At 33.8% G+C, this 21,568-nt stretch carries 12 protein-coding genes; 3 read left to right on the forward strand and 9 right to left on the reverse strand.

Annotation, left to right across the window (positions count from 1 at the left end; translation table 11 throughout):
* Positions 1 to 276 precede the first annotated feature (276 nt).
* A complete protein-coding gene (locus ETI37_RS03675; protein ID WP_006586402.1) occupies positions 277 to 6,552 on the reverse strand; it encodes a mucin-binding protein in 6,276 nt (2,091 codons plus the stop codon).
* 460 nt (positions 6,553 to 7,012) lie between these two features.
* Between ETI37_RS03675 and ETI37_RS03680 the strand changes: the two genes are divergently transcribed.
* Complete coding sequence (locus ETI37_RS03680; RefSeq protein WP_143458486.1) at positions 7,013 to 8,035, forward strand: LacI family DNA-binding transcriptional regulator; 1,023 nt, start codon at positions 7,013 to 7,015, stop codon at positions 8,033 to 8,035.
* 159 nt (positions 8,036 to 8,194) lie between these two features.
* On the opposite strand, the gene ETI37_RS03685 is transcribed toward ETI37_RS03680, so the two are convergent.
* The 4 genes from ETI37_RS03685 to ETI37_RS03700 are packed head-to-tail and all read right to left on the reverse strand — an operon-like array spanning position 8,195 to position 12,320.
* Positions 8,195 to 9,304 carry an ABC transporter ATP-binding protein gene (locus ETI37_RS03685; protein WP_006587700.1) on the reverse strand — a complete coding sequence of 370 codons (1,110 nt, stop codon included), beginning with the start codon at positions 9,302 to 9,304 and terminating at the stop codon, positions 8,195 to 8,197.
* A gap of 21 nt (positions 9,305 to 9,325) precedes the next feature.
* Positions 9,326 to 10,159, reverse strand: a complete 834-nt coding sequence (locus tag ETI37_RS03690; protein WP_006586399.1) for a carbohydrate ABC transporter permease — start codon at positions 10,157 to 10,159, stop codon at positions 9,326 to 9,328.
* A gap of 14 nt (positions 10,160 to 10,173) precedes the next feature.
* Positions 10,174 to 11,049 carry a carbohydrate ABC transporter permease gene (locus ETI37_RS03695; protein WP_034535740.1) on the reverse strand — a complete coding sequence of 292 codons (876 nt, stop codon included), beginning with the start codon at positions 11,047 to 11,049 and terminating at the stop codon, positions 10,174 to 10,176.
* A gap of 20 nt (positions 11,050 to 11,069) precedes the next feature.
* On the reverse strand, positions 11,070 to 12,320 hold the full coding sequence (locus ETI37_RS03700; protein ID WP_006586397.1) for an extracellular solute-binding protein: 1,251 nt from the start codon (positions 12,318 to 12,320) through the stop codon (positions 11,070 to 11,072).
* Between the two features lie 185 nt (positions 12,321 to 12,505).
* Between ETI37_RS03700 and ETI37_RS03705 the strand changes: the two genes are divergently transcribed.
* Positions 12,506 to 13,543, forward strand: coding sequence for a LacI family DNA-binding transcriptional regulator (locus ETI37_RS03705; protein WP_006586396.1), 1,038 nt, complete (start codon positions 12,506 to 12,508; stop codon positions 13,541 to 13,543).
* A gap of 33 nt (positions 13,544 to 13,576) precedes the next feature.
* On the opposite strand, the gene ETI37_RS03710 is transcribed toward ETI37_RS03705, so the two are convergent.
* The 3 genes from ETI37_RS03710 to ETI37_RS03720 all read right to left on the reverse strand — a co-directional run bounded on the left by ETI37_RS03710 (position 13,577) and on the right by ETI37_RS03720 (position 18,367).
* Positions 13,577 to 14,980: a glycoside-pentoside-hexuronide (GPH):cation symporter gene (locus ETI37_RS03710; RefSeq protein ID WP_143458485.1), complete on the reverse strand. Its 1,404-nt coding sequence runs from the start codon at positions 14,978 to 14,980 to the stop codon at positions 13,577 to 13,579.
* A 32-nt stretch (positions 14,981 to 15,012) separates the two neighbouring features.
* Positions 15,013 to 17,199: an alpha-galactosidase gene (locus ETI37_RS03715; RefSeq protein WP_006586394.1), complete on the reverse strand. Its 2,187-nt coding sequence runs from the start codon at positions 17,197 to 17,199 to the stop codon at positions 15,013 to 15,015.
* A 217-nt stretch (positions 17,200 to 17,416) separates the two neighbouring features.
* A complete protein-coding gene (locus tag ETI37_RS03720) occupies positions 17,417 to 18,367 on the reverse strand; it encodes a LacI family DNA-binding transcriptional regulator (protein ID WP_006586393.1) in 951 nt (316 codons plus the stop codon).
* A 141-nt stretch (positions 18,368 to 18,508) separates the two neighbouring features.
* On the opposite strand from ETI37_RS03720, the gene gtfA reads away from it, so the two are divergent.
* Positions 18,509 to 19,954, forward strand: coding sequence for a sucrose phosphorylase (gtfA, locus tag ETI37_RS03725; protein ID WP_006586392.1), 1,446 nt, complete (start codon positions 18,509 to 18,511; stop codon positions 19,952 to 19,954).
* Positions 19,955 to 20,049: 95 nt separating this feature from the next.
* Here gtfA and ETI37_RS03730 read toward each other — a convergent pair whose 3' ends face one another.
* Positions 20,050 to 21,477, reverse strand: a complete 1,428-nt coding sequence (locus ETI37_RS03730; RefSeq protein ID WP_006586391.1) for a basic amino acid/polyamine antiporter — start codon at positions 21,475 to 21,477, stop codon at positions 20,050 to 20,052.
* Between the last annotated feature and the right edge of the window lie 91 nt (positions 21,478 to 21,568).

The raw sequence follows: 21,568 nt of genomic DNA on the forward strand, positions 1-21,568 counted from the left end.
TCTAAGAATGAAATAATTATCTGATTGTAAAACAAATAAAGTGGGAGTTTCATTTATTTTACTTGTGGGAGTATTCAGAAAAATTATTTCGTGTTTGCAGCATTGCTGCACGGTCTACTGAGGTAACAGTAGAAATAAAGGTTTTAAGCTAACTTACCCAAATGAATCTAGGGGGTTGTTTTAATGAGGGTGATTCATTTAGTAAACTTCTAATAGCTTAAAAGGATTGTTATGAACTGTTGCTAGGACACGACCACCTCCTTAAATAATTAATTATTAATTTTCTTTTTTATTACCCAATAATTTGAATAATAAGCTCGTTGTCACAAGTCCTATACCTAGTATCTGAACTAACTTTTCATGATTACCAGTCTGAGGTAAATTCTTATCATAATTGATTAATGATTTCTGACTTAGGTTTAGGCTTTGAGCATGTGAAATTGGCTTGTTAGACATTAAATTATTTATTTTTCTTTGTTCATTTTCTTTCTCTAATTTATTTGAAATTTTAGACTTAGAAAATTCACCATCGTTATTTAAAACAATTTCTGGCTTGTAGGTTACAGTTACGACTATATTTTTTTGTAATACATTTTTGCTATCTACCATTAATGTATCCGCATAATGTCTAGCTATTTCTGGTGTGATTACTTCTTTATACTTATTAATGTTTGAAGTCCAAGATGTTATTGGTGTTTCAATGCCTGTAACTAAATCCTTAGATATTGTACGTTTCCATGTAGACACTTGCACGTTATCCTCAGGAACTGAGACTCCATCAGTTGAAACATAATGCACTGTATAAGTAAACTGCTTAGTTTCCACTTTTAAAATCGGATCATGCTTTAGCACAACAGTAAAGATTTGCATTTTTGCGAGGTAATAAGCATTATTTGAAAAATTATCACTCACTAATTCATAGCCTGCATTTTCAAAATTCTTAATTGTTTCAGCTGTACTATATTCTACTTTGTCACCAGTAAATCCAGTTAAAGTAACGGAAGTTAATAATTTATTATTTGAATCTTTATCAACATAATTAATTACAATTGTTTGTTTGTCGGCACTGTAGTCAATAGTTACTGTTTGATCACTGTCATCTGCACTTGGAGTCACTTTTTCTACTGTGCTTTGACTTGGGGTGTATCCTGCAACAGTTAGTGTTGTGAATTTATTCCAATCACTTGTTCCATCAGTAGTCCAACTACCATAAGTCTTGTCTCCTTTCACATTGTCAGTAGTTACTGTTCTTGTGAAAGTTACTTCTTGCTTAGTGGTGTTTTCTGTACCATCAGGATTCTTAACAATTATTGTTCTTGTGACTGTCTTGTCTTCTGTTGCTGGTGTTATCGCATGGTTGAAGGTCAAGTCCACATATTGAGTTGCACTATCATCTGTATCAAGCTTAGTTGGTGCTTCTGTTGATGATACAAAACTGTAACCCTTGCTTGCCAAGTAACTCTTAATAGCTTCACTCAAGGTGTTCACATTATCTACATCAACTGTACCATTACTTGCACCATCTACTTCGGTTGTTAAACTACTTGGTAATTCTATTTCTACTGCACTGCCAATGTTTACATCGTATGCACGTAGCTTAAGCACTTGCTTGTCTGCACTGTAGTCAATAGTTATCGTTTGATTACTATCATCTGCACTTGGGGTTACCTTTTCTACAATGCTTTGACTTGGGGTATATCCTGCAACAGTTGGTGTTGTGAATTCATTCCAATCACTTGTTCCATCAGTAGTCCAACTACTATAAGTCTTGTCTCCTGTCACATTGTCAGTAGTTACTGTTCTTGTGAAGATTACTGTTTGCTTAGTGGTGTTTTCTGTACCATTTGGATTCTTAACAATTATTGTTCTTGTAACTGTCTTGTCTTCAGTAGAGCTTGAATGAGTATGATCAACTGTAATATTAATTACTTGTGGTTGGTCATCCTTAGTTGAATCTGCACTTTGACTGTGATCAAAGTTAGTTGGAATTTCAATAGTTTCAGGAACTGTGTACCCCTGGTTCTTCAAGTAATTTTTGATTTTTTCAACACCGTCAGTTACATCGCTACCAACATTCTCATCACTTTTACCATTGAAAGTAGTTGGCACATCAACAGTAACTTCCTTGCCAGTAGTCTTATCAACTGCAACTACCTTGATAGTTTGGGTGTTACCAGTATAAGTTACATCAACTGTTGAATTACTATCAGTATCCTTTGGAGTTACCTTTTTTACTGTGCTTTGACTTGGTGTGTAGCCATCAATACTTGGCACAGTGTATTCAGGATAATCTGGATTAGTTGAAGTCCACGGAGTTGAACTTATTACCTTACCAGTCACTTCATCAACAGTCACAGTTCTTGTGAAAGTTACTGTTTGAGTAATAGTTTCAGTAGTTCCATCTGGCTTGTGAACATTAATAGTCCTAGTAACTACCTTGGTAGTGTCAACGCCATCTGGATAATACTTGTTCGGATTATCAGGTAACTTGTCGCCAGGTTGTGCTGGACTATCAGGTGTTACATCCACAGTCTTGTGCTTCAAGTGAATAGTAGTATCTGGAGTTTGACTTCCATCATTATTGAACTTGATTTCAGTTGGCACCTTGTTACCATCTACTAGTTCGTAACCATCCGGAATCTTTTGGTCATCACTTGAAAGTGGTGTAGTTCCGCCAGTTACACCGTTAACTGGAACTGTCTTAATCGTCTTACCATTATCATTGTCATCTACGAAGATTACCTTTGTGTTGGTTGGGTTGCCAGTGTAAGTAATTGTTACTGTAGTATCCTTATCAGTTACTGCAGGTGTAGCTTCTTCAACACTAGTTTGGCTTGGGGTGTAACCAGGCTTGTCAGGTGCAGTGTATGAAGCCCACTTGTCAGTAGTAGTCCAATCACTGTATGTTACCTTGCCATTTACTTCATCAACAGTTGCAGTTCTGGTGTAGTGAACTGATTGAGTTGCAACCGTCTTCTTTTCACCAGTTACTGGATCAACTTCGACAATAGTTCTAGTGATTGTCTTGTTAAGGTCAGTTGCAGTTACGCCTGATGGGTACTTCTTGTCAGGATTGTCTGGCAAGTTATCGTCAGTTGTCTTTGGACTATCAGAATTTACTGTTATAGTCTTATGCTTCAAGTGAATAGTAGTATTTGGAGTTTGGCTACCATCATTGTTGAACTTGATTTCAGTTGGGATAGTATTACCTGGTACTAATTCATAACCAGCTGGAATCTTTTGGTCATCACTTGAAAGTGGCGTGGTTCCACCAGTTGTGCCATCAACCGTAACAGTCTTTACCGTCTTACCATTATCGTTATCATCAACGAAGACAACATTAGTATTAGTTGGGTTAGCGCTGTAAGTAATAGTTACTGTTTGGTCCTTATCAGTTACTGAAGGTGTAGTTTCATCCACGCTCTTTTGGCTTGGTGTATAACCAGGCTTGTCAGGTGCAGTGTATGAAGCCCACTTGTCAGTAGTTGCCCAATTAGTATAAGCTACCTTACCAGTTACTTCGTCAACAGTTGCAGTTCTGGTGTAGTGAACTGTTTGGGTTGCGACAGTCTTGCTTTCCTTAGTTACTGGATCAACTTCGAGAATAGTTCTAGTGATAGTCTTGTTAAGGTCAGTTGCAGTTACGCCTGATGGGTATTTCTTGTCAGGATTATCTGGCAAATTATCGTCAGTTGTCTTTGGACTATCTGGCTTAACTTCAGTAGTCTTGTGGCCAACAGTGATTGTTACTGGTTGTGGAGTCTTATCAGTATTTGAGTCACCATTATCAGTGTTATCAAAGTTCTTTGGAACTTCAACAGTATCAGGAACAGTGTAACCGTGAGTAGTTAAGTAAATCTTAATCTTGTTGATGCCATCAGTGATATCAACAGTACCACTAGTTGTTCCATCGAAATTTGTTGGAATAATAGTTGGGATCGTTACATCTGTGTTAGTTTCGGAATCATGAACAGTAACAGTGATAGTTTGCTTATCTGGGGCATAAACTACCTTAGCATTTACAGTTTGTCCGTCTGTCAATGTATTAAATTGATTGGTTAAGTCATAAGAAGTGGACTTGTTGTAATCCCCAGTTGATTGGTTAGTATCCAAATGGTAACCAGTTGGTGCTGCAGGGACATCTTGACTAGTTAAGTCAGCCTTAGTTGTAATTTCACCATTTACCTTGTAAGTAGCAGTATTTGTTGCTTCATCAACATCTTGTGCGATAGTTATTGACGTCTTGTATGAATCAGCAACAGTATTGCCATCAGTTGTTTGGTAAGTAATTTTCTTATTAATGTTTTTGGTAGTGATGGTATGTTTGTGCTTCAAATAAACTACTATGTCCGGAGTAGTTGAGTCCCCGCCAGCAAAGGTAATGGTTGTTGGCACTTGATTGCCAGGAACTAATTCGTAACCATCAGGAATTGTCGTCTTAGTCCCATCAACAGGAACTGTTTCTGAAGTATAACCATCCACTGGAACGGTATTAACAACCTTATTATTGTTGTCTTGATCCTTGAAGACGATATTCGTAGTCTTATTATTGGCTGTGTAAATTACCTTAGTGTTGTCACCCGGGTTAGTGATGTCGCTACCAGAAACTGTTGTCTTAGTTGCTGTATAACCAGGAACCGTTGGCGTAGTTGTATCACCAGCCTTAGTTGGATCATCTGAATTATTGTTGTAAGTTGGAGTGTCTGCTCCTTGAATTTCCTTACCACTTTCATCAACTGGAATAATTTTTCCAAATGAATTGTAAACTATATTATATTCTCGGGTTGGATTTTTAACACTGACTTCTGAATCATTATTCGCTTCTGATGGAACTATTTTGGCATAAGCCCCCTTTATTAATGGTACCTCAGCACCTGGTAAAATTACTTTTCCAGTTGAATTCACTGGTATTTTAGAGTCTGTACTTTCATAACTTATTACACTAGAATCCAATGGATTAGTTGGATCAAAAGTTTTATAAACTGTAACTGAACTAGATACTGAATCTTTTACTTCCTTCCCATTATTATCGATATAGTGAATTGTCTTAGTTAGAGAAACAGGACTTTTTACTAACGTACGATGATAAGTAATAGTTGGTTTTTCTACACTCTTAAAATCATTCTTATCCAAAATGCCTAATCCAACTTGAGTATAGTCAGCTCTAACTCTGTGCTTTCTGACATCTGGGCCAACATAAACATCTTCAGGATCCCCATTATTAATTGGATTTATAACTCCTAATAAGAAACTAGCCTTTCCTTTGGTTAAGAAAACCATAGATTCTTTAACAGGGTAAGTTATTTGACTTTCATCATTAATTTTTACCTCTGCCCCTTTGGAAATAAAGACACTTTCTGAAAGCTGCTTATTTTTTGGAAGACTAGAATTAACTTCTTCAATTAAACTCTTAGCACCTGAATTTCCATTACTAATATCATGTTCTACGGCTTCCATTGCTGAACCCTTGGGAACAAAAGCTGCAATTGCCCCTTCCACAGGTTTTATAAATTCAGCTCTTTGATTTTCAGCTTTATAACGCTTATTTAAAGGTTGTTCAGAATCAGGCAACTGCCGATTTAAGGTATCTTGTGTAAAATAATCTTCTCCTTCATAAAGGTTATCAGTACCTGATTCAACAAGATATTTCGTTAATTTTAATGCAGTAATATAATTGAAAGCTAATCCACTCGAAGGATCCCTAAAAATTTCAATAATTCCTTTTTCATTTTTAGTAGGATTTCCATATAGCTCACGTTTATCAATTACTGCATCACTTAATTCAACTACCATATCATATTTTTTATTCGTCGCAGTATCCAATACAACATTTGACCATCTAGCATACAAATGAGTATTACTATCTACTTCAGCATACTGCAATCTATTAGGGTTACTAGGTTCATCAAAATTTCGAGGTTCTTTATTTTGAGTATTAGTGCCTGATAATTGAATTTCTTCTTTTAATTCTTTTCCATCATTGCTTTTAGTAACTTTATAAAGTTTTACAGAATCCGCATGCGAATTATACTCAAATGTATTTTCAACATAAGCGTGATCTGTCGCTTCAACAGCATGTCCTTGTTTAAATGCAGCTTCCTGCTCTTCTCTTTGGTCTTGCCATTCATTTAATTTACTTTGATTGTCTTTAATTTGTTGTTTAATATCTGAAGCTTGCTCAGCGTAGTCTGCTTGTACTTTTTCTAATCCATCTACTTCATCGTTTACTTTAATTACTTTATCTGAATCTTGTTTTATGTTGAAGCCAGCTTTTTGTGCGGTATCTATTTCTCGATTCAATTTATCTTTTGCACTGTTTACTTCGACATTTTTAGAAATAATAGGAGTATCTGAGTTTTCAATCTTAGATGTGTTATTTAATTTGAGAGAATTAATACTAGAAGAGGTATCTGCAAGCGCATAGCCAGTACTCCAATTTAAGAAAATTAAACTGGAAATAGCAAATGAAGCCAAACCAATACTCGTCTTTCTAAAAGAAAATCTCTGTATTTCGTTAATCTCTTCACATAATCTATCATTAAAAAAACTCATAATATTAAGAATAACTCCTCCATAAGTTTAATAAAATTATTTCATCAAATTTCAAGCAGTCACTATATTATCAGACGTAATGTAGCTATTTCAAGATATATAGGTGTGCTTTTTTGAAAATATTTTCATTGATTTATATTGCCAATTAATAACTTATTTTCAATAAAATATTTAAATTTGTGATTTTTTCACTAACTAAAAAAAAAAAAAAAAAAAAAAAAAAAAAAAAAAAAAAAAAAAAAAAAAAAAAAAAAATAGTGTACTTTATCAGGGAATTTTCATTAGATTATTGCTATCTTTTTCTACAACTCGATAAATATACTCTATTTTTTGTTATTTTATTTTATGTGACTATTTTTAGCATTTATTTACTATTAACAATTAAACGTTTACTAAGTTCAATAAAATAATTTATATTAGTATTAATATAAATTTTTTACAAGAAAGGACCAATTATCCGATGACAAGTATCCGTGAAATTGCTAGAAAAGCAGGCGTATCACCTGCTACCGTTTCAAGAGTTTTGAACAGAGATAAAACATTTTCTATAAAAAATTCCACTCGCCAAAAGGTCCTCAATCTTGCAAAATCCTTACACTATGAGCTTAAGCCCAATCGCCCTTCTAATGGCCCAAAGAGAAACATTATTGTATTATGCGCGTTAAGCGTTGAAACTCTCAATCGAGATTTATACTTCTCTGATATTAAGAAGGGGCTTTATAAAGAAGCAGATATTTCTCATATTACGGTCGTTAATTTCATACATTTTCCAGATTCTAAATTCAGATTTTCTGATTTAAAGAAGTTTGATGGCATAATTGTAATTGGAACTTTTACCTCAAATTTCTTAGAACACGTAGCCAAATATAATACGAATGTTATTATTATCAATGAACCTCGGGATTTTGAAAAATTTGACTTAATTCGTAATAACTACTATTCATATACAAATAAAATATTAGATCTTCTATTTGAACGTAATTTCCATAAAATTGCACTAATTGGTGGAGCAGTTAATCAAATGGATTGCCTAGGCCTTTCAGACGAATCCTGCATAGATCCTCGCTCACGAGCTTACCGAAGCTGGATGAAAAGTCATGATTTACCAATCCAAGAAATCGCTACTGATTGGACTTTAGAAGCTGGATTTAATGCCATGGAAAAATTATTATCTACGAAAAACACTCCTGAAATAGTAATTGCATCAAGTGATTTATTAGCGGTTGGTGCTTATCGAGCTATTCATCTCCATCAATTAAAAATTCCCGATGATATCCAACTCATTAGCTTTAACAATTCAGAAGTAGCTTCTTATTTAGTACCTTCTCTTTCTTCTATTAACGCTCCAACCTTAGAAATGGGGAAAGCCGCTATTCGATTGCTAAATGACCGCTTTATTAATCAACGCACACAAGCATGGCAAGTGGTACTACCTTCTAAATTTATTGAACGTGAAAGTAGTTATTCTAATCTCGATAATTAAAAGGACTTTCTTGGAAATTCAAATATAAAAGTTCAATAAACATCTAAGAATAAATTCTTTTTGATAAAAAATGTTGATAATCATGGTTATGTAGCGCCTTGATATATCAACATTTTTTGTATTATAGATATTTTTTCAGTTACTTAAAATTTATTAAAATTAGTCAATTGTTAACTCTGTTTCTGCATCAAAGAAATGGGCTTTATTCATTTCGAATCCCATTTGAACCATACTACCTGGTTTAGTGAAATCACGTGCATCAACTCGAGAAACTAATTCACTTTCACCTACTTTAGTATAAAGTTGAGTTTCAGATCCTAACAATTCAGAAACAGTTACAGTAGCATTTACCACGGTTTCAGGGAATGCTTGCAAGAAAACTTCTTCAGTATGTACATCTTCAGGTCGAATACCAAAGATAATTTCTTTATTATCATATCCTTTTTCTTTAAGAATCTTTAATTTACCTTCTGGAACGGGAATTGCAAAATCTTGATTATTCTTATCAATAATCTTTCCATCCTTCAAAATAACACGGAAAAAGTTCATAGCGGGGGACCCAATAAAACCTGCAACAAAGACATTGGCTGGCTTATTATAGACTTCTAAAGGACTACCAACTTGTTGAATTTTACCATCTTTTAAGACAACAATTCGATCAGCTAAAGTCATGGCTTCAGTTTGATCATGAGTTACATAAATAGTAGTAGTCTTCAATTCTTGATGAAGTTTTGCAATTTCTGCTCTCATTGAAACTCTAAGCTTAGCATCCAAGTTACTTAATGGTTCATCCATCAAAAAGATTGGCGCATCCCGCACAATTGCCCTTCCTAACGCCACACGTTGGCGTTGCCCACCAGAAAGAGCTGCAGGTTTTCTGTCTAGTAAGTGTGCTAATCCTAAAACTTCAGCCGCACTTTTGACCTTTTTATCAATTTCTTCTTTTGAATAGTGACGTAATTTCAAACCAAAAGCCATATTGTCATAAACACTCATATGTGGATATAAGGCATAGTTCTGGAAAACCATGGCAATTTGCCGATCTTTTGGTGCGATATCATTCATGACCTTGCCACCAATTTTAAGAGTTCCCTTTGAAATTTCTTCTAGTCCAGCAATCATTCTCAAAGTGGTTGACTTACCACACCCAGATGGACCAACAAAAACAATGAATTCATGATCATTGATATGCAAATTAAAATCAGTCACTGAATAATCAGTTGCATTATCATACTTCTTATATACGTGATCTAAGTCTACTTTAACCATTTTTATCTCCATTTACTCTGCTTACTTAACTGCCCCGTTGCTCATTCCAGCAATAATATTCTTTTGAAAAATCATATATACGATGGTAATCGTAATAATCCCAACTACATATGATGCAAAACTTGGACCATAATCATTGAAATATTGTCCAGTGTAGTTGTATTGGAATAGCGGCAAGGTCCACATCCGGTTATCCTTGTTCAAAATTAGTAATGGAAGCATAAAGTCATTCCAAAACCACATTGCATTAACAATTAAAGTTGTTGCATGCATTGGCTTCATTAAAGGAAAGGCAATCTTGAAATAAGTTATCCACTTACTTGCACCATCAATTTCAGCTGCTTCATCCAAACTTTCTGGAATACTCAACTTGATGTAACCAACATACAAGAATAAAGTTTGTGGAATTGCATAAGTTAGGTACAAAATAATTAAGCCCCACATATTGGCTAGTCCTATCCGGTTCATTAAAACCGTGATTGGAATCATAATTACTTGAAATGGAACGAAAATACCCAAAATTAAAAGTGAGTACATAATGTTAAAAGCGCGTTTTTTGCTCATATTTCTCGCAATTGAATATGCGGCCATTGGTACAAAAAGCATTACCACGATAACTGAACAAATACTAATCACAATTGAGTTCCAAAAGTAGCCACCAATCCCATCAGCAAACAAGTGTTCATAGTTAGCCCAGGTCCATGGATTGGGAAAAGCAAAGAAATTCGCCATAATTTGCTTAGTTGTCTTAAACGAACTCAAAAATGAATATAAAATTGGAACTAAAATTAAAATTCCACCAGAAATCAACAAAACATATTTCCAAAAATTCCCTGGCTCACGTTTACTTTGCATATTTACCTCTCCCTCTACTGCACTTCATACTTGTTAGATAGCTTAACTTGCAAAATTGAAATTAATGCAATTACAACAAATAACACTAAGGCAATTGCATTTGCATACCCATATTGATTATTCTTAAAGGCATAATTATAAATTAATAAACCAATTGAGGTAGTTGCATCAGTAGGTCCACCACTAGTTAAAGCAAAAATTTGATCAAATGCCGTAAAACCAGCCTTTAATGCCATAATGAATACCATTGAAATACTTGGAAGAAGATATGGTAATTCAATCTTCCAAAAGATTTGTGTATTATTTGCTCCATCCATTGCAGCAGCTTCTTTAATTTCATCAGGAATGCTTTGTAAACCAGCTAAGAAAATAATGACTGGCATTGCAATTCCCTGCCAAAGCATAACAAAGATTACTGCAATAATTGCGCCAACTTGGTTGCCTAAAATTGAATCAGTTAAAAAGTCTAAATGAAGCCAATTACCAATTGCTGGTAATCCATAATTGAAGACTTGTTTAAAAATCAAAGAAACTGTCAATCCTGATAAAACGGCCGGGAAGAAAAACCATGCTCTCCAAAATAACCGCCCCTTAATCTTGGCATTCAAAGCACGTGCAATTAAAATACCAAAAGCAATTTCTCCCACAATTAAGCACACAGTTAATAATAATGTGAACCCAATGGCCTTCATAAACTTGGCATCCATAAAGAGAATTCTATAGTTATTTAAGCCAACAAAATTAAAGTTATAAGTAAAACCATTCCAATCTGTCAAACTATAAAAGGCGCCTTGAACCATTGGAAAATAGAAAAAGATGATCTGTAAAATAATTGGGACAATCAGAAAAGTCCAACCCCAATACTTAGCAGCAAATTTTTTCAACGTCATTTTTGCTCCTCCTGTCAAGATTAATTAGTAGCCTTCATAGGGTTAAAGGTAGTGTTAAAGTCACTTATTAATTGTTTCTTGTCTCCAGTCAAAACATAATTACCAGTCAAATTGAAGAAATCATTTTCAGTGGTCCATTTTTGGCCCAGCCAAACCATATGTTTCTTAGTAAATGCATATTTACTTAAACCACCTAATTCTGAATCGATACCCTTTTGCTTAACACCTTTAATCGTACATGGCGAGCCATCTTGGTCATAATACATTTGCATTGCTTCAGGACTACACATGAACTTTAGAAATTCATCAGCTGCTTTTTTATGTTTGGATCTTGATGAAATTGACAGTGCCATATCACCTGAACCTACTGTCATTTCTTGACCTGGTTTATTACCAGGGAAGGCAAAGGTTCTAATTTTAAATTTAGGGTTCTGTGTTTTAATTACGGCTAAAGCCCAAGAACCTTGTGGCATAATTAGAGCTTTGCCACTAGTAAAGGCCATAACTGCATCGTTATAGCTGGCTCCTTTCCAGTTCTTCTGACCATTGCCTCGAAGTAAGTCAAGTCTTTGAATGTCAGCTTGAATATATTTATTATTTAGAGAAATTGAATTAACTGGAGAATATCTAATTAAATTTTCTGCCTGATTAAATCCACCAGTAACTGTCGCTAAAGATAAGTTATGATACCCATTTAAAGTCCACGGCTCTGTCCCAGCTATAGCAAATGGTGTCTTTCCTTTTGCTTTAATTTCTTTAACTAAATGCTCTAGTTCTGACCAAGTTTGAGGAATTTTTAAACCTAACTTTTCAAACTCAGTGGCATTGTAGTAAAAGCCATATAAATTAGCACTCAATGGAGCGTTGTAAATTTTGCCATTGATAGCAAACTTTTCAGCATAATTGTTAACAATATTTTTAATATATGACTTATGAGTCATATCAACAAAATATCCCACCTTAGCCCAAGTTTGGTAGTCTAAGTTCTGTGGATAAGTGTTGATAACATCTGGTGCATCCCCAGATAGCATCCTTACCTTCAAAACATCACCAGCAGATGGAACATCGGTTTCCTTCACTCGAATATTAGGATGTTCTTTTTCAAATTTTTTAATCATTTTCTTTAAAGTTGCTTGCATTTCTCTTTTCTGATTAAAAAACTCAATCGTAACTTTTTTATTGCTGCTTGCATCTTGTTTTCTACACCCGGTAAGACTCAAGAAAGCTAACGCGATAATTCCACCAGCAACTAACTTTAGCCACTTCTTCATCGCTATTCTCCTCTCACTACAAATTAAATTATTTTAAATACACTTGTTAACGCTTTCATACTAAACTATTATATAATTACTGTAAACAGTTAATTAGCTCCCTTGTACTTAAAATACAGGATAAAGTTTTGTACAATAAAGCTTTGAAACGTTTACTTAATTATTTACCATATAGAGGTTTTTTTATGACAAGTATCAGAGAAATTGCTAGAAAGGCAGGGGTTTCACCTGCTACTGTTTCACGAGTTTTAAGCCAGGATAAAACTTTTTCAATTAAGGATTCAACTAGAAAAAAAGTCTTAGAAGTTGCCAATAATTTACACTACGATCCTCGCCCTAATCGCCTATTGATTAATATCAATAATAAAAAACGTAAAATAATTATCTTATGTGCTTTAAGTGTTGAACAGCTAAATAGGGACTTATATTTTTCAAATATAAGTCAGGGGTTACAAGAGGAAGCAAATGCTAGTCACTACACAATAAGTAGTTTTATTCATTTTCCAAAACCTAATTTTGATTTTTCATCTGTAAAAAATTTTGACGGAATTGTAATTATTGGGACATTTTCCTCTAAATTTATAAAACGAGTATCACTTTATAATCCAAATATTGTAATCATTGATGAATATCGTCATTTTGATGAATACGATTTAATTCGCAATAATTATTTTGAACTTACTAATCGTGTTTTAAATATACTTTATCAAAGAAAATACACTAGGATTGGTTTTATCGGGGGCTACTTAAATGAAATGACTCATACTCATTTATCAAAAAAAATGAATATTGATCCTAGAACCAAAGCATATGAAACTTGGATGAAGCTACATAACTTGCCGATTAATGAAGTAATAACTAATTGGACACTAGATGAAGGGTACAGTGCTATGGATAAACTACTAAATTCATCTAATCCGCCTAAAATTGTCCTCGTTGCAAGTGATGTATTAGCAATGGGAGCTTATCGATCAATTCATCTACATCAAAAAGAAATCCCAACCGACATTCAAATTATCAGCTATAATAATTCGGAAGTTGCATCTTATTTGGTTCCTTCGCTCAGTTCAATCAGTGCTCCAAGTTATCAAATGGGGCAAGCTGCTATTCGACTTTTACATGACCGCTTTATTAATCACCGTACTATTCCCTATCAGTTACTTTTACCTTCAAAATTTATTGAAAGAGAAAGTAGTATAGCCAATAAAAAAAATAGAATCTAGGATTACTAGACTCTATTTTTTATTAGCTTCAAATTATTCATTTTTTTCTGCTTTAATATCCTTGGCAAGCTTGTTAACAATCTCATTGTGCATCTTTTCATCCAGCTTAACTTTAGCCATGAAAATGATCATTCCCACAATTGTAGTAACTAGTGGTATGTAAAAGGCAAAAGTCTTAAACAAGAAGATATCGTGTGCTGTAATACTTGATGCAGCAACATTACCAGTCATACCCACAATACCAGCAATTACACCAGTTAAACCAGTAGTTACGGCACCATTAAACTTATCAAGCATTGGACGAACTGCACTAGTAGCAGCTTCTGATCTGTGGCCAGTCTTTAATTGCCCATATTCTACACAATCAGCAATAGTTAATAGTAAAACCATAAATACAAGTGGTCCAGCTAAAGTATAGAAAAGTTGTGCAATTAGAGTCATAGCCACATTTTGAGTAAATGAATAAATAATGTATGCCAAAACCATTGTAAGCATTGAGCCAATCATAATCTTTCGCCGGCCAAAATATTTAGCCAAGAATGGATATGAAATAATTGAAACAAATCCACTAAAAATACCTAGCCAACCTACATATTGCCATTTATCTTGTGCATCAAGAACATAACGGAAGTAATAAAGCATAAAACTGTTAGTAATTGATGTACCTAATCCATAAATAATATATGAAAGTGACATCCAACCTAATTGATCATTAGTACCGATAGTTTTAAAAATTTGGCCAATAGTAATTTCTTTTTGATTTTGATCAGTAACAACTGAAGCCTTTTCTTTGGTACCAAATGCCGTAAATGCCGCACCTACAAATTGAGTTAAACCAATAATCAATGCAAACATAAACCAACCATGCTCATTAAAGTTACTTGAACCTGAGAAATAAGTTAACAATACTGCATATAAAACAGTAATAATATTACCACCAATAGTTGAACCAATTCTAGCACCAGTTGCAGTGAAACCACGATCATCTGATGATAATGACATTGCTGGTAATAATCCCCAGAAAGAAATATCTTTAAATGCATATACAATGTATAAAGCAAAGAACATGATAGTGAATAGAATTAAGAACAAGTGACCATTCTTAGTTGCTAACCCATTCATAGTAGTAAATAGGAATGGACTACCAAGACCTAAAATTAGACCAGTTCCTAAAATCCAAGGACGATACTTTCCCCACTTAGAATTAGTTTTATCAATCATTGAACCAATAAATGGATCAAGGACTAATTCAATAATTCGAACAACCATAATAATCATAGTTGTAATAGCTACCATGTGAGTAGTGTAATTCTTGTCACCACCAGAGAACATAATACTGGTAATAAACATTAATAAATAGGTGTTCAAAATTCCATAAAATGAATCATGACCAAAGGCACCTAAACCATAGGCCACAGTATTTTTCCACTTTTGCATAACGGTTTTATCTCCAAAAATTATTGTTTTAATTATTTAACTGCTTTAAAGTAATGAACTTCACTAATAAAGTCACCCTTATGAGTAGGATTTCTGAATAAACCGAGGTTCATCAATTCATCGCCACCATAAATTTTTCCAGTTACACTATCTTGATAGTTCTTATCAGGATCTAGGGCATACATCTTAGTGTTTACAATTTCATATCGAACTGAACTCAACTTGCGATACATAAATAGTAAAGCTTCACTTTTATCAGGGCTGACAAATTCCCAAGCAACGTGATTACCAGCAAAGGCACTTTGTAAGCGATAAAAATCACCAAATTGAATCAATTTACGATGTTCCTTATAAAAGGCAACTTGTTTTTTCACTTCAGCTTTTTCATCTTCAGTTAAGGCACTTGGATCCAATTCATAACCAAAAGTTGCACTCATTGCGACATCACCACGCATCTTAAAACTAGTAATGCGGTTAGTGTGCCCATTTGGAACCGCTGAAACGTGACCAGTAACAGAAGAAATTGGATAAACTAAACTAGTTCCTTCTTGAATTCTTAAACGTTCATTAGCATCAGTGTTATCTGATGGCCAGCATTGTGGCATGTAATATAGCAAACCGGCATCATCACGACCACCACCACCAGAACAACTTTCAAATAAAATATCTGGATATCTTTCAATCAATTTTTCCATTAAACTGTAGACACCTAAAATATGACGGTGAGCAATTTCACCTTCTTGATCTGCTGGATAAGCAGCTGAATAAACTTCAGTTAAATTCCGGTTGCAGTCCCACTTGATGTAATCAATATCTACATCATCTAGAATCTTACAAATTTGATCAAAAATATTATCGACAACTTCTGGACGACTAAAGTCGAGTACTAGTTGATTTCTAGCTAAAGTCATTCCACGCCCCGGTTCATGTAAAACATAGTCTGGGTGGGTCTTATACAAGTCTGAATCTTTTGAAATCATTTCCGGTTCAAACCATAATCCAAATTTCATGCCAGCATCATGAGTCTGCTTAGCCACCTTATGTAAGTCAATTTTCTTAGTATTGACATACCAATCACCCAAGCTTGAGTTGTCATCATCCCGGTGACCAAACCACCCATCATCTAGGACAAACATTTCAATTCCAAGTGGCTTAGCTTCCTCAACTATTTGATCTAACTTAGCAGCATCAAAGTTCATTTCAGTAGCTTCCCAGTTATTGATAATGATTGGACGCTCACGGTCACGCCATTTGCCACGTGCTACTCGTTCACGAAGTAAATGATGGAAAACTTGGGTCATGCCATTAAGCCCCTTAGTTGAATAAACGTTAATTGCTTCTGGAGTTTGGAAGCTTTCACCCGGATTTAATTTCCAACTGAAGTTGTCATCATTAATTCCAACAAGCAAGCGGATTTGGTCAATTTGGTCACTTTCCAAACTAATCTTAAAGTTGCCAGAATATACAAGTAATGTAGCCATAACATTACCATGAAATTCATCGGTATCCTTATCTACAATTGCAGCAAAAGGATTCATATGATGTGAACTAGCTCCACGTCGACTAGACATTTCAAAAATACCTTGATCAATTGACTTACGTCTTGTTTGGCGTTCAACACCATATTGTCCAGGTAAGTAAACTAAATCATAGTTTTGCTTAGTTAAATCAAGTTGCATAGAAGCTAACTTTTCAACTTGGAAGGCTTCACTACCACAATTAATTAAGCGAGCATTTCTAGTGATAACTGGACGATCACGGTAAATGGTGTAAGTTAAAACTAAATCAGCCTTAATAACATCATCACGTAAAGTCACTTCCAAAGTTTGAGCTTCTTGATCACTTTCAACATAACTTTGAGGTAAACCTTCAAGCTTAGGCTTGCCATTAATGATCTTATATGATTGATAGCGGAAATCCGTCATTCTCGCACCATTTTTGGTCTTAATAACAATGGAGGGCAATCTAAAATCGCCAGTATTATTACCGGAGTATTCTTGGAGCAAATCATCTTTTGAATATGTCCGATCTAACGAATCAGGTAAATTACCAGAAAACCCCCGATCAATTCTAGGATAGAAACGTTCACCATGATATGCTCTAATTTTAGGACCATAGTATAAATGGCCTAATAATCCACCTTCCTCAATAGAAAAAAGGTATGAAATAGATGCATTTGTGAGGTTAAAGACTTTTTGTTTTTCATCAAATGAAATCATAAGCGAATCCTTTTCTTTCTTTATTTTTGTTAACGGTTACATCTTAATGCTTTTGGTGTTTTATGTAAACACTTACATTAAATAGCTTCATAGAAATAGTGGCTAATTTTCTTTATATAAAAGCATTTGAAACGTTTACTTAAAAATAGCTTTTTAAGTAAACAAAGTTATATAAAAAAGGTCTTGGTATTAATCCAAGACCTAAAGTAAGTAAAAATTATTTATTTACCAATTCAACGGGTAAAATATACTTCTTTTCAATATTTTCCTTATAATTTTCAATCTGATTCAAACATATTTCTGTTAACAAATTAGCCAATTCTTCCGTTGGCTGTCTAACTGTAATCAATTCTGGAAAGAGATGATTTATAAATTTTGTTCCATCAAACCCTGTAATAATTGGAGAATAGTTGATTAACTTAGCCTGTTCTCTAACGAATAAAGCCGTTATATCATCTGTTGTACAAATCGCGTCATATTTTTTATTTTTTATCAATCCATCAATTTGAATTTTTTTGGCAATTTCTGATCCCTCAAAATCCGTATAAGCAGTTTTTATTTCTAATTCATGATAATTGAAAACCTTCATCATTCCTTTAATTCTATCGGTAATGGGGAAATAATCCTGACGATTTCCAGATAAAATCAAAATCTTCTTACAGCCTTTTTCTACTACTGCCTTAGCAATTTTAAACCCACCATCTAAATTATTACATGATACAAATGGAATATTTGGCCCCAAATTTCTATCAAAAGTAACAATCGGAATCCCTGGATAATTTACCTTATCTATTTTTAATGGGGAGCTATTAATAATTCCTTTTATTTGTCCATCTAGAATTAATGACACATAATCTTCCAGCTTATGATTTTCATTATTATCAATAAACAAAGTACAATTATATCCCTTATTTTTTAAATTACTTTCTAAATATGTAAATAATTCAGAAAATAATGGATTCTTAATTGATGGGAATACTATCCCTATCGCCTTAGTAGTTGAGGGTTTGCGTATTTCATTTTTTGGCTGATAGTTTAACTTGGAAATTGCATTTTCAATCTTTTTGGCAGTAGATGCAGCTACATAGCCATTTTGATTAATAAATCTTGATACAGTTGCAATTGAAACTCCTGCTTCCCGAGCAACATCTTTAATATTAGCGCTCATAATCTTATCCTATTCCCTTAATAAACACTGTAAAAAATGTAATTTATGTAAAAAGATGTAAATAGTTTCATATTATAAAACTATTGTATACAATTTTTATATAAAATCAACTGAAAGCGCTATGATAAGGAGTAAATAGTTATGAAATTACAAAACAAAGTGATGTTAATCACTTATCCTGACAGTATGGGTCATAACTTAAAAGACCTAAACTTCGTCTTAGAAAACTATTTAAAAGGTGCCATTGGTGGTTTACATATCTTGCCATTTTTCCCATCAGCTGGAGACCGTGGTTTTTCACCAATGACTTATGATAAAGTCGACGATCAATTCGGTGACTGGAGTGATATTGAAGCATTGTCAAGTAAGTACTACACAATGTTTGACTTCATGATTAATCACTTATCCAAGCACTCAGAATATTACAAGGACTTTGTAAAAAATAAAGACAAAAGTAAATATAAAGATCTTTACCTCAACTGGGATAAGTTTTGGCCAGAAAATCGTCCTACCCAAGCTGATGTAGACTTAATTTACAAACGTAAAGATCGTGCCCCATATCAAACTATTGAATTTGCAGATGGTAGTAAAACTAATATCTGGAATACTTTTGGTGAAGACCAACTTGATTTAGATATTAGAACTGATACAACTAAGAAATTTGTCAAAGACAATTTAGTTAACTTAGCCAACCATGGTGCAAGCTTAATTAGATTAGATGCATTTGCTTATGCTGTTAAAAAGCTTGATACTAATGATTTCTTTGTTGAACCAGAAATTTGGGACTTACTTAAAGAAGCAAATGATGACTTAAAGGGTACTGATGCTCAACTTCTCCCTGAAATTCATGAACACTACAAGTATCCATTTAAAGTAAGTGAACACGGTTACTTTATTTACGACTTTGCTTTACCAATGGTCTTATTATACTCACTTTACAATGGTAAATCTAAGAGACTTGCTGACTGGCTACGTAAGAGTCCAATGAAGCAATTTACTACTTTAGATACTCATGATGGTTTAGGTGTTGTTGATGCTAAGGATATTTTATCTGATGATGAAATTGACATGACCACTAATGAATTGTACAAGGTTGGTGCTAATGTTAAACGTAAGTATTCATCAGCTGAATACCACAACCTCGATATCTACCAAATTAATACTACTTATTACTCCGCTTTGGGTGACGATGATAAGAAATACTTCATTTCTCGTCTTGTTCAAGTATTTGCACCTGGTATTCCACAAGTTTACTACGTTGGATTACTTGCTGGTCAAAATGACTTGAAGTTACTCGAAGAAACTAAAGAAGGTAGAAATATCAACCGTCACTACTATGAAGTTGATGAAGTAGCTGACGAAGTTAAGCGTCCAGTAGTTGCAAAATTACTTAACTTATTACGCTTCAGAAATGAAGAAGAAGCTTTTGACTTAGAAGGTAGCATCGATATTACTACTCCTAGCGAAAGCCAAATCCAAATTGTTCGTGAAAACAAAGATAAGACTAGAAAAGCTGTGTTAAACCTTGATTTAGCAAGTCTTGAATACAGCGTTGAAGTCAATGGTAAATCTGTTGATTTCAACTAATCTCTTTTTACATTAATTATTCTAACTGTTTAATTATTTTCCTATTTCCAATTTTATAACTCAATTAAAAAAGCAGTCATCTGACTGCTTTTTTCTTATCCACTAATTTTTATCGTACCAGCAATTACTAGATATATTGCCAATATACTTAACAAAAGTAAAAATATCATAACTAATTTTTCAGAAAGAGAAATTGTTTTTTGATAATATTTCCTAGCCTTGTAATACAAGTAAAAGCCTGGAATAAAACTAACTGTAACTAATAGAACTTGTTTCCAACCAGCTAAAATCATACAGCATAATTGAAAGAGCGCACCTAATAATCCGATTAATAATTGACCCCAATTATTTTCTTTTCGACTTAGTTTCATCTGATAGATACAAACGAATAGATACGTAAATAAACTGGCTGCAACACATAATGAATATGCAAATTCATAAGCTTGCTTTGTAAATAAAAGTGAGAATAAAAAGATACTTTGTAAGCTAGCTGTTAAAATCAACGAATCTTTTGGCGCACCTTTTTTATTTGTTTTGCCCCAAAACGGTGGTAAAACTTTATCTCTTGCTAATAACATTGTAGATTCTGCAGGTAAAAGTGTCCATGACAGCCAAGAAATAAAAGTAGAAACAATTAACCCAATATTTATAATAATTGTTCCTGGCCACCCAATCAGCTTAGTCAAAATTGCTCCTAAAGCTGGTTGACCAGCTTTAGCTAGTTGCGCTTGCGTCATAACCCCATAAGGTAAGATAGAAATCAAGACATAAACCAAGAACAGCAGAATAAAAGCTACAATCGAAGCAAATTCAGCTTCTTTTCTTGTTTTAGCCCGGTGAGCCATCACACTTGCACCTTCAATTCCGATAAACACCCAGATCATAGTTAATAATGATGCTCTAATTTGTGACCATAAATTTCCAACCTTAAAACTACCATTTAAGTTATCAAATGCATTTCCCCAAAAATTAGCTGTAAATAAACCTGCTTTGAAAGAAATTATCACAAAGATTAGGAATAAAATTAAAGGACATATTTTGAAAAAAGTTCCAATAGTATTGATAAAAGCGGCATTTTCTACTCCTTCATTAACCAAATAAGTTAATATCCATCCCACTACAATTGCAAATAAAATAGCAGCAATAGTTTGCCCATTTCCAAAAATCGGGAAAAAGGTTCCTAATGCACTCATCATCATAGTGGCAATTGCAATATTTCCTAACCAATCAGACAACCAATAAGTCCATCCAGCAATAAATTCTGCTAGTGGTCCTAATGCTTCATGGGCATAGCTGAATACTCCTGATTCCAAATCAGGTCTTTTTTGCGATAAATTATTTAATGATAAAACTAAGAATAAAATTCCCAACCCCACAAATAACCAAGCTAATATTGCAGGGCCGGGGGCGGCAGCTGTACTAATATCTGTAGTAATTCCAAAAATTCCTGCACCAATACATGAGCTAACGATTAGTGCAACTAGTTCTAGCTTTCCAATTGCTCTTTTTTTAATTGTTCTCACCTATTCTGAAAAATAATAAAATAATTAATCATTTTATCAGATTAAACTATTATTTGTCTAACAAAAAAAAAAGCTCTAAACAATTAGAACT

It is taken from the genome of Lactobacillus mulieris (assembly GCF_007095465.1).
GTDB classification, from domain to species: Bacteria; Bacillota; Bacilli; order Lactobacillales; family Lactobacillaceae; genus Lactobacillus; species Lactobacillus mulieris.

Bases quoted from the DNA above. Each gene is read 5' to 3' on its own strand.
- ETI37_RS03690 (WP_006586399.1), bottom strand. From the start codon at position 10,159: ATGCAAAGTAAACGTGAGCCAGGGAATTTTTGGAAATATGTTTTGTTG.
- ETI37_RS03680 (WP_143458486.1), top strand. From the start codon at position 7,013: ATGACAAGTATCCGTGAAATTGCTAGAAAAGCAGGCGTATCACCTGCT.
- ETI37_RS03720 (WP_006586393.1), bottom strand. From the start codon at position 18,367: ATGAGCGCTAATATTAAAGATGTTGCTCGGGAAGCAGGAGTTTCAATT.
- ETI37_RS03695 (WP_034535740.1), bottom strand. From the start codon at position 11,049: ATGACGTTGAAAAAATTTGCTGCTAAGTATTGGGGTTGGACTTTTCTG.
- gtfA (WP_006586392.1), top strand. From the start codon at position 18,509: ATGAAATTACAAAACAAAGTGATGTTAATCACTTATCCTGACAGTATG.
- ETI37_RS03705 (WP_006586396.1), top strand. From the start codon at position 12,506: ATGACAAGTATCAGAGAAATTGCTAGAAAGGCAGGGGTTTCACCTGCT.
- ETI37_RS03715 (WP_006586394.1), bottom strand. From the start codon at position 17,199: ATGATTTCATTTGATGAAAAACAAAAAGTCTTTAACCTCACAAATGCA.
- ETI37_RS03700 (WP_006586397.1), bottom strand. From the start codon at position 12,320: ATGAAGAAGTGGCTAAAGTTAGTTGCTGGTGGAATTATCGCGTTAGCT.
- ETI37_RS03675 (WP_006586402.1), bottom strand. From the start codon at position 6,552: ATGAGTTTTTTTAATGATAGATTATGTGAAGAGATTAACGAAATACAG.
- ETI37_RS03685 (WP_006587700.1), bottom strand. From the start codon at position 9,304: ATGGTTAAAGTAGACTTAGATCACGTATATAAGAAGTATGATAATGCA.
- ETI37_RS03710 (WP_143458485.1), bottom strand. From the start codon at position 14,980: ATGCAAAAGTGGAAAAATACTGTGGCCTATGGTTTAGGTGCCTTTGGT.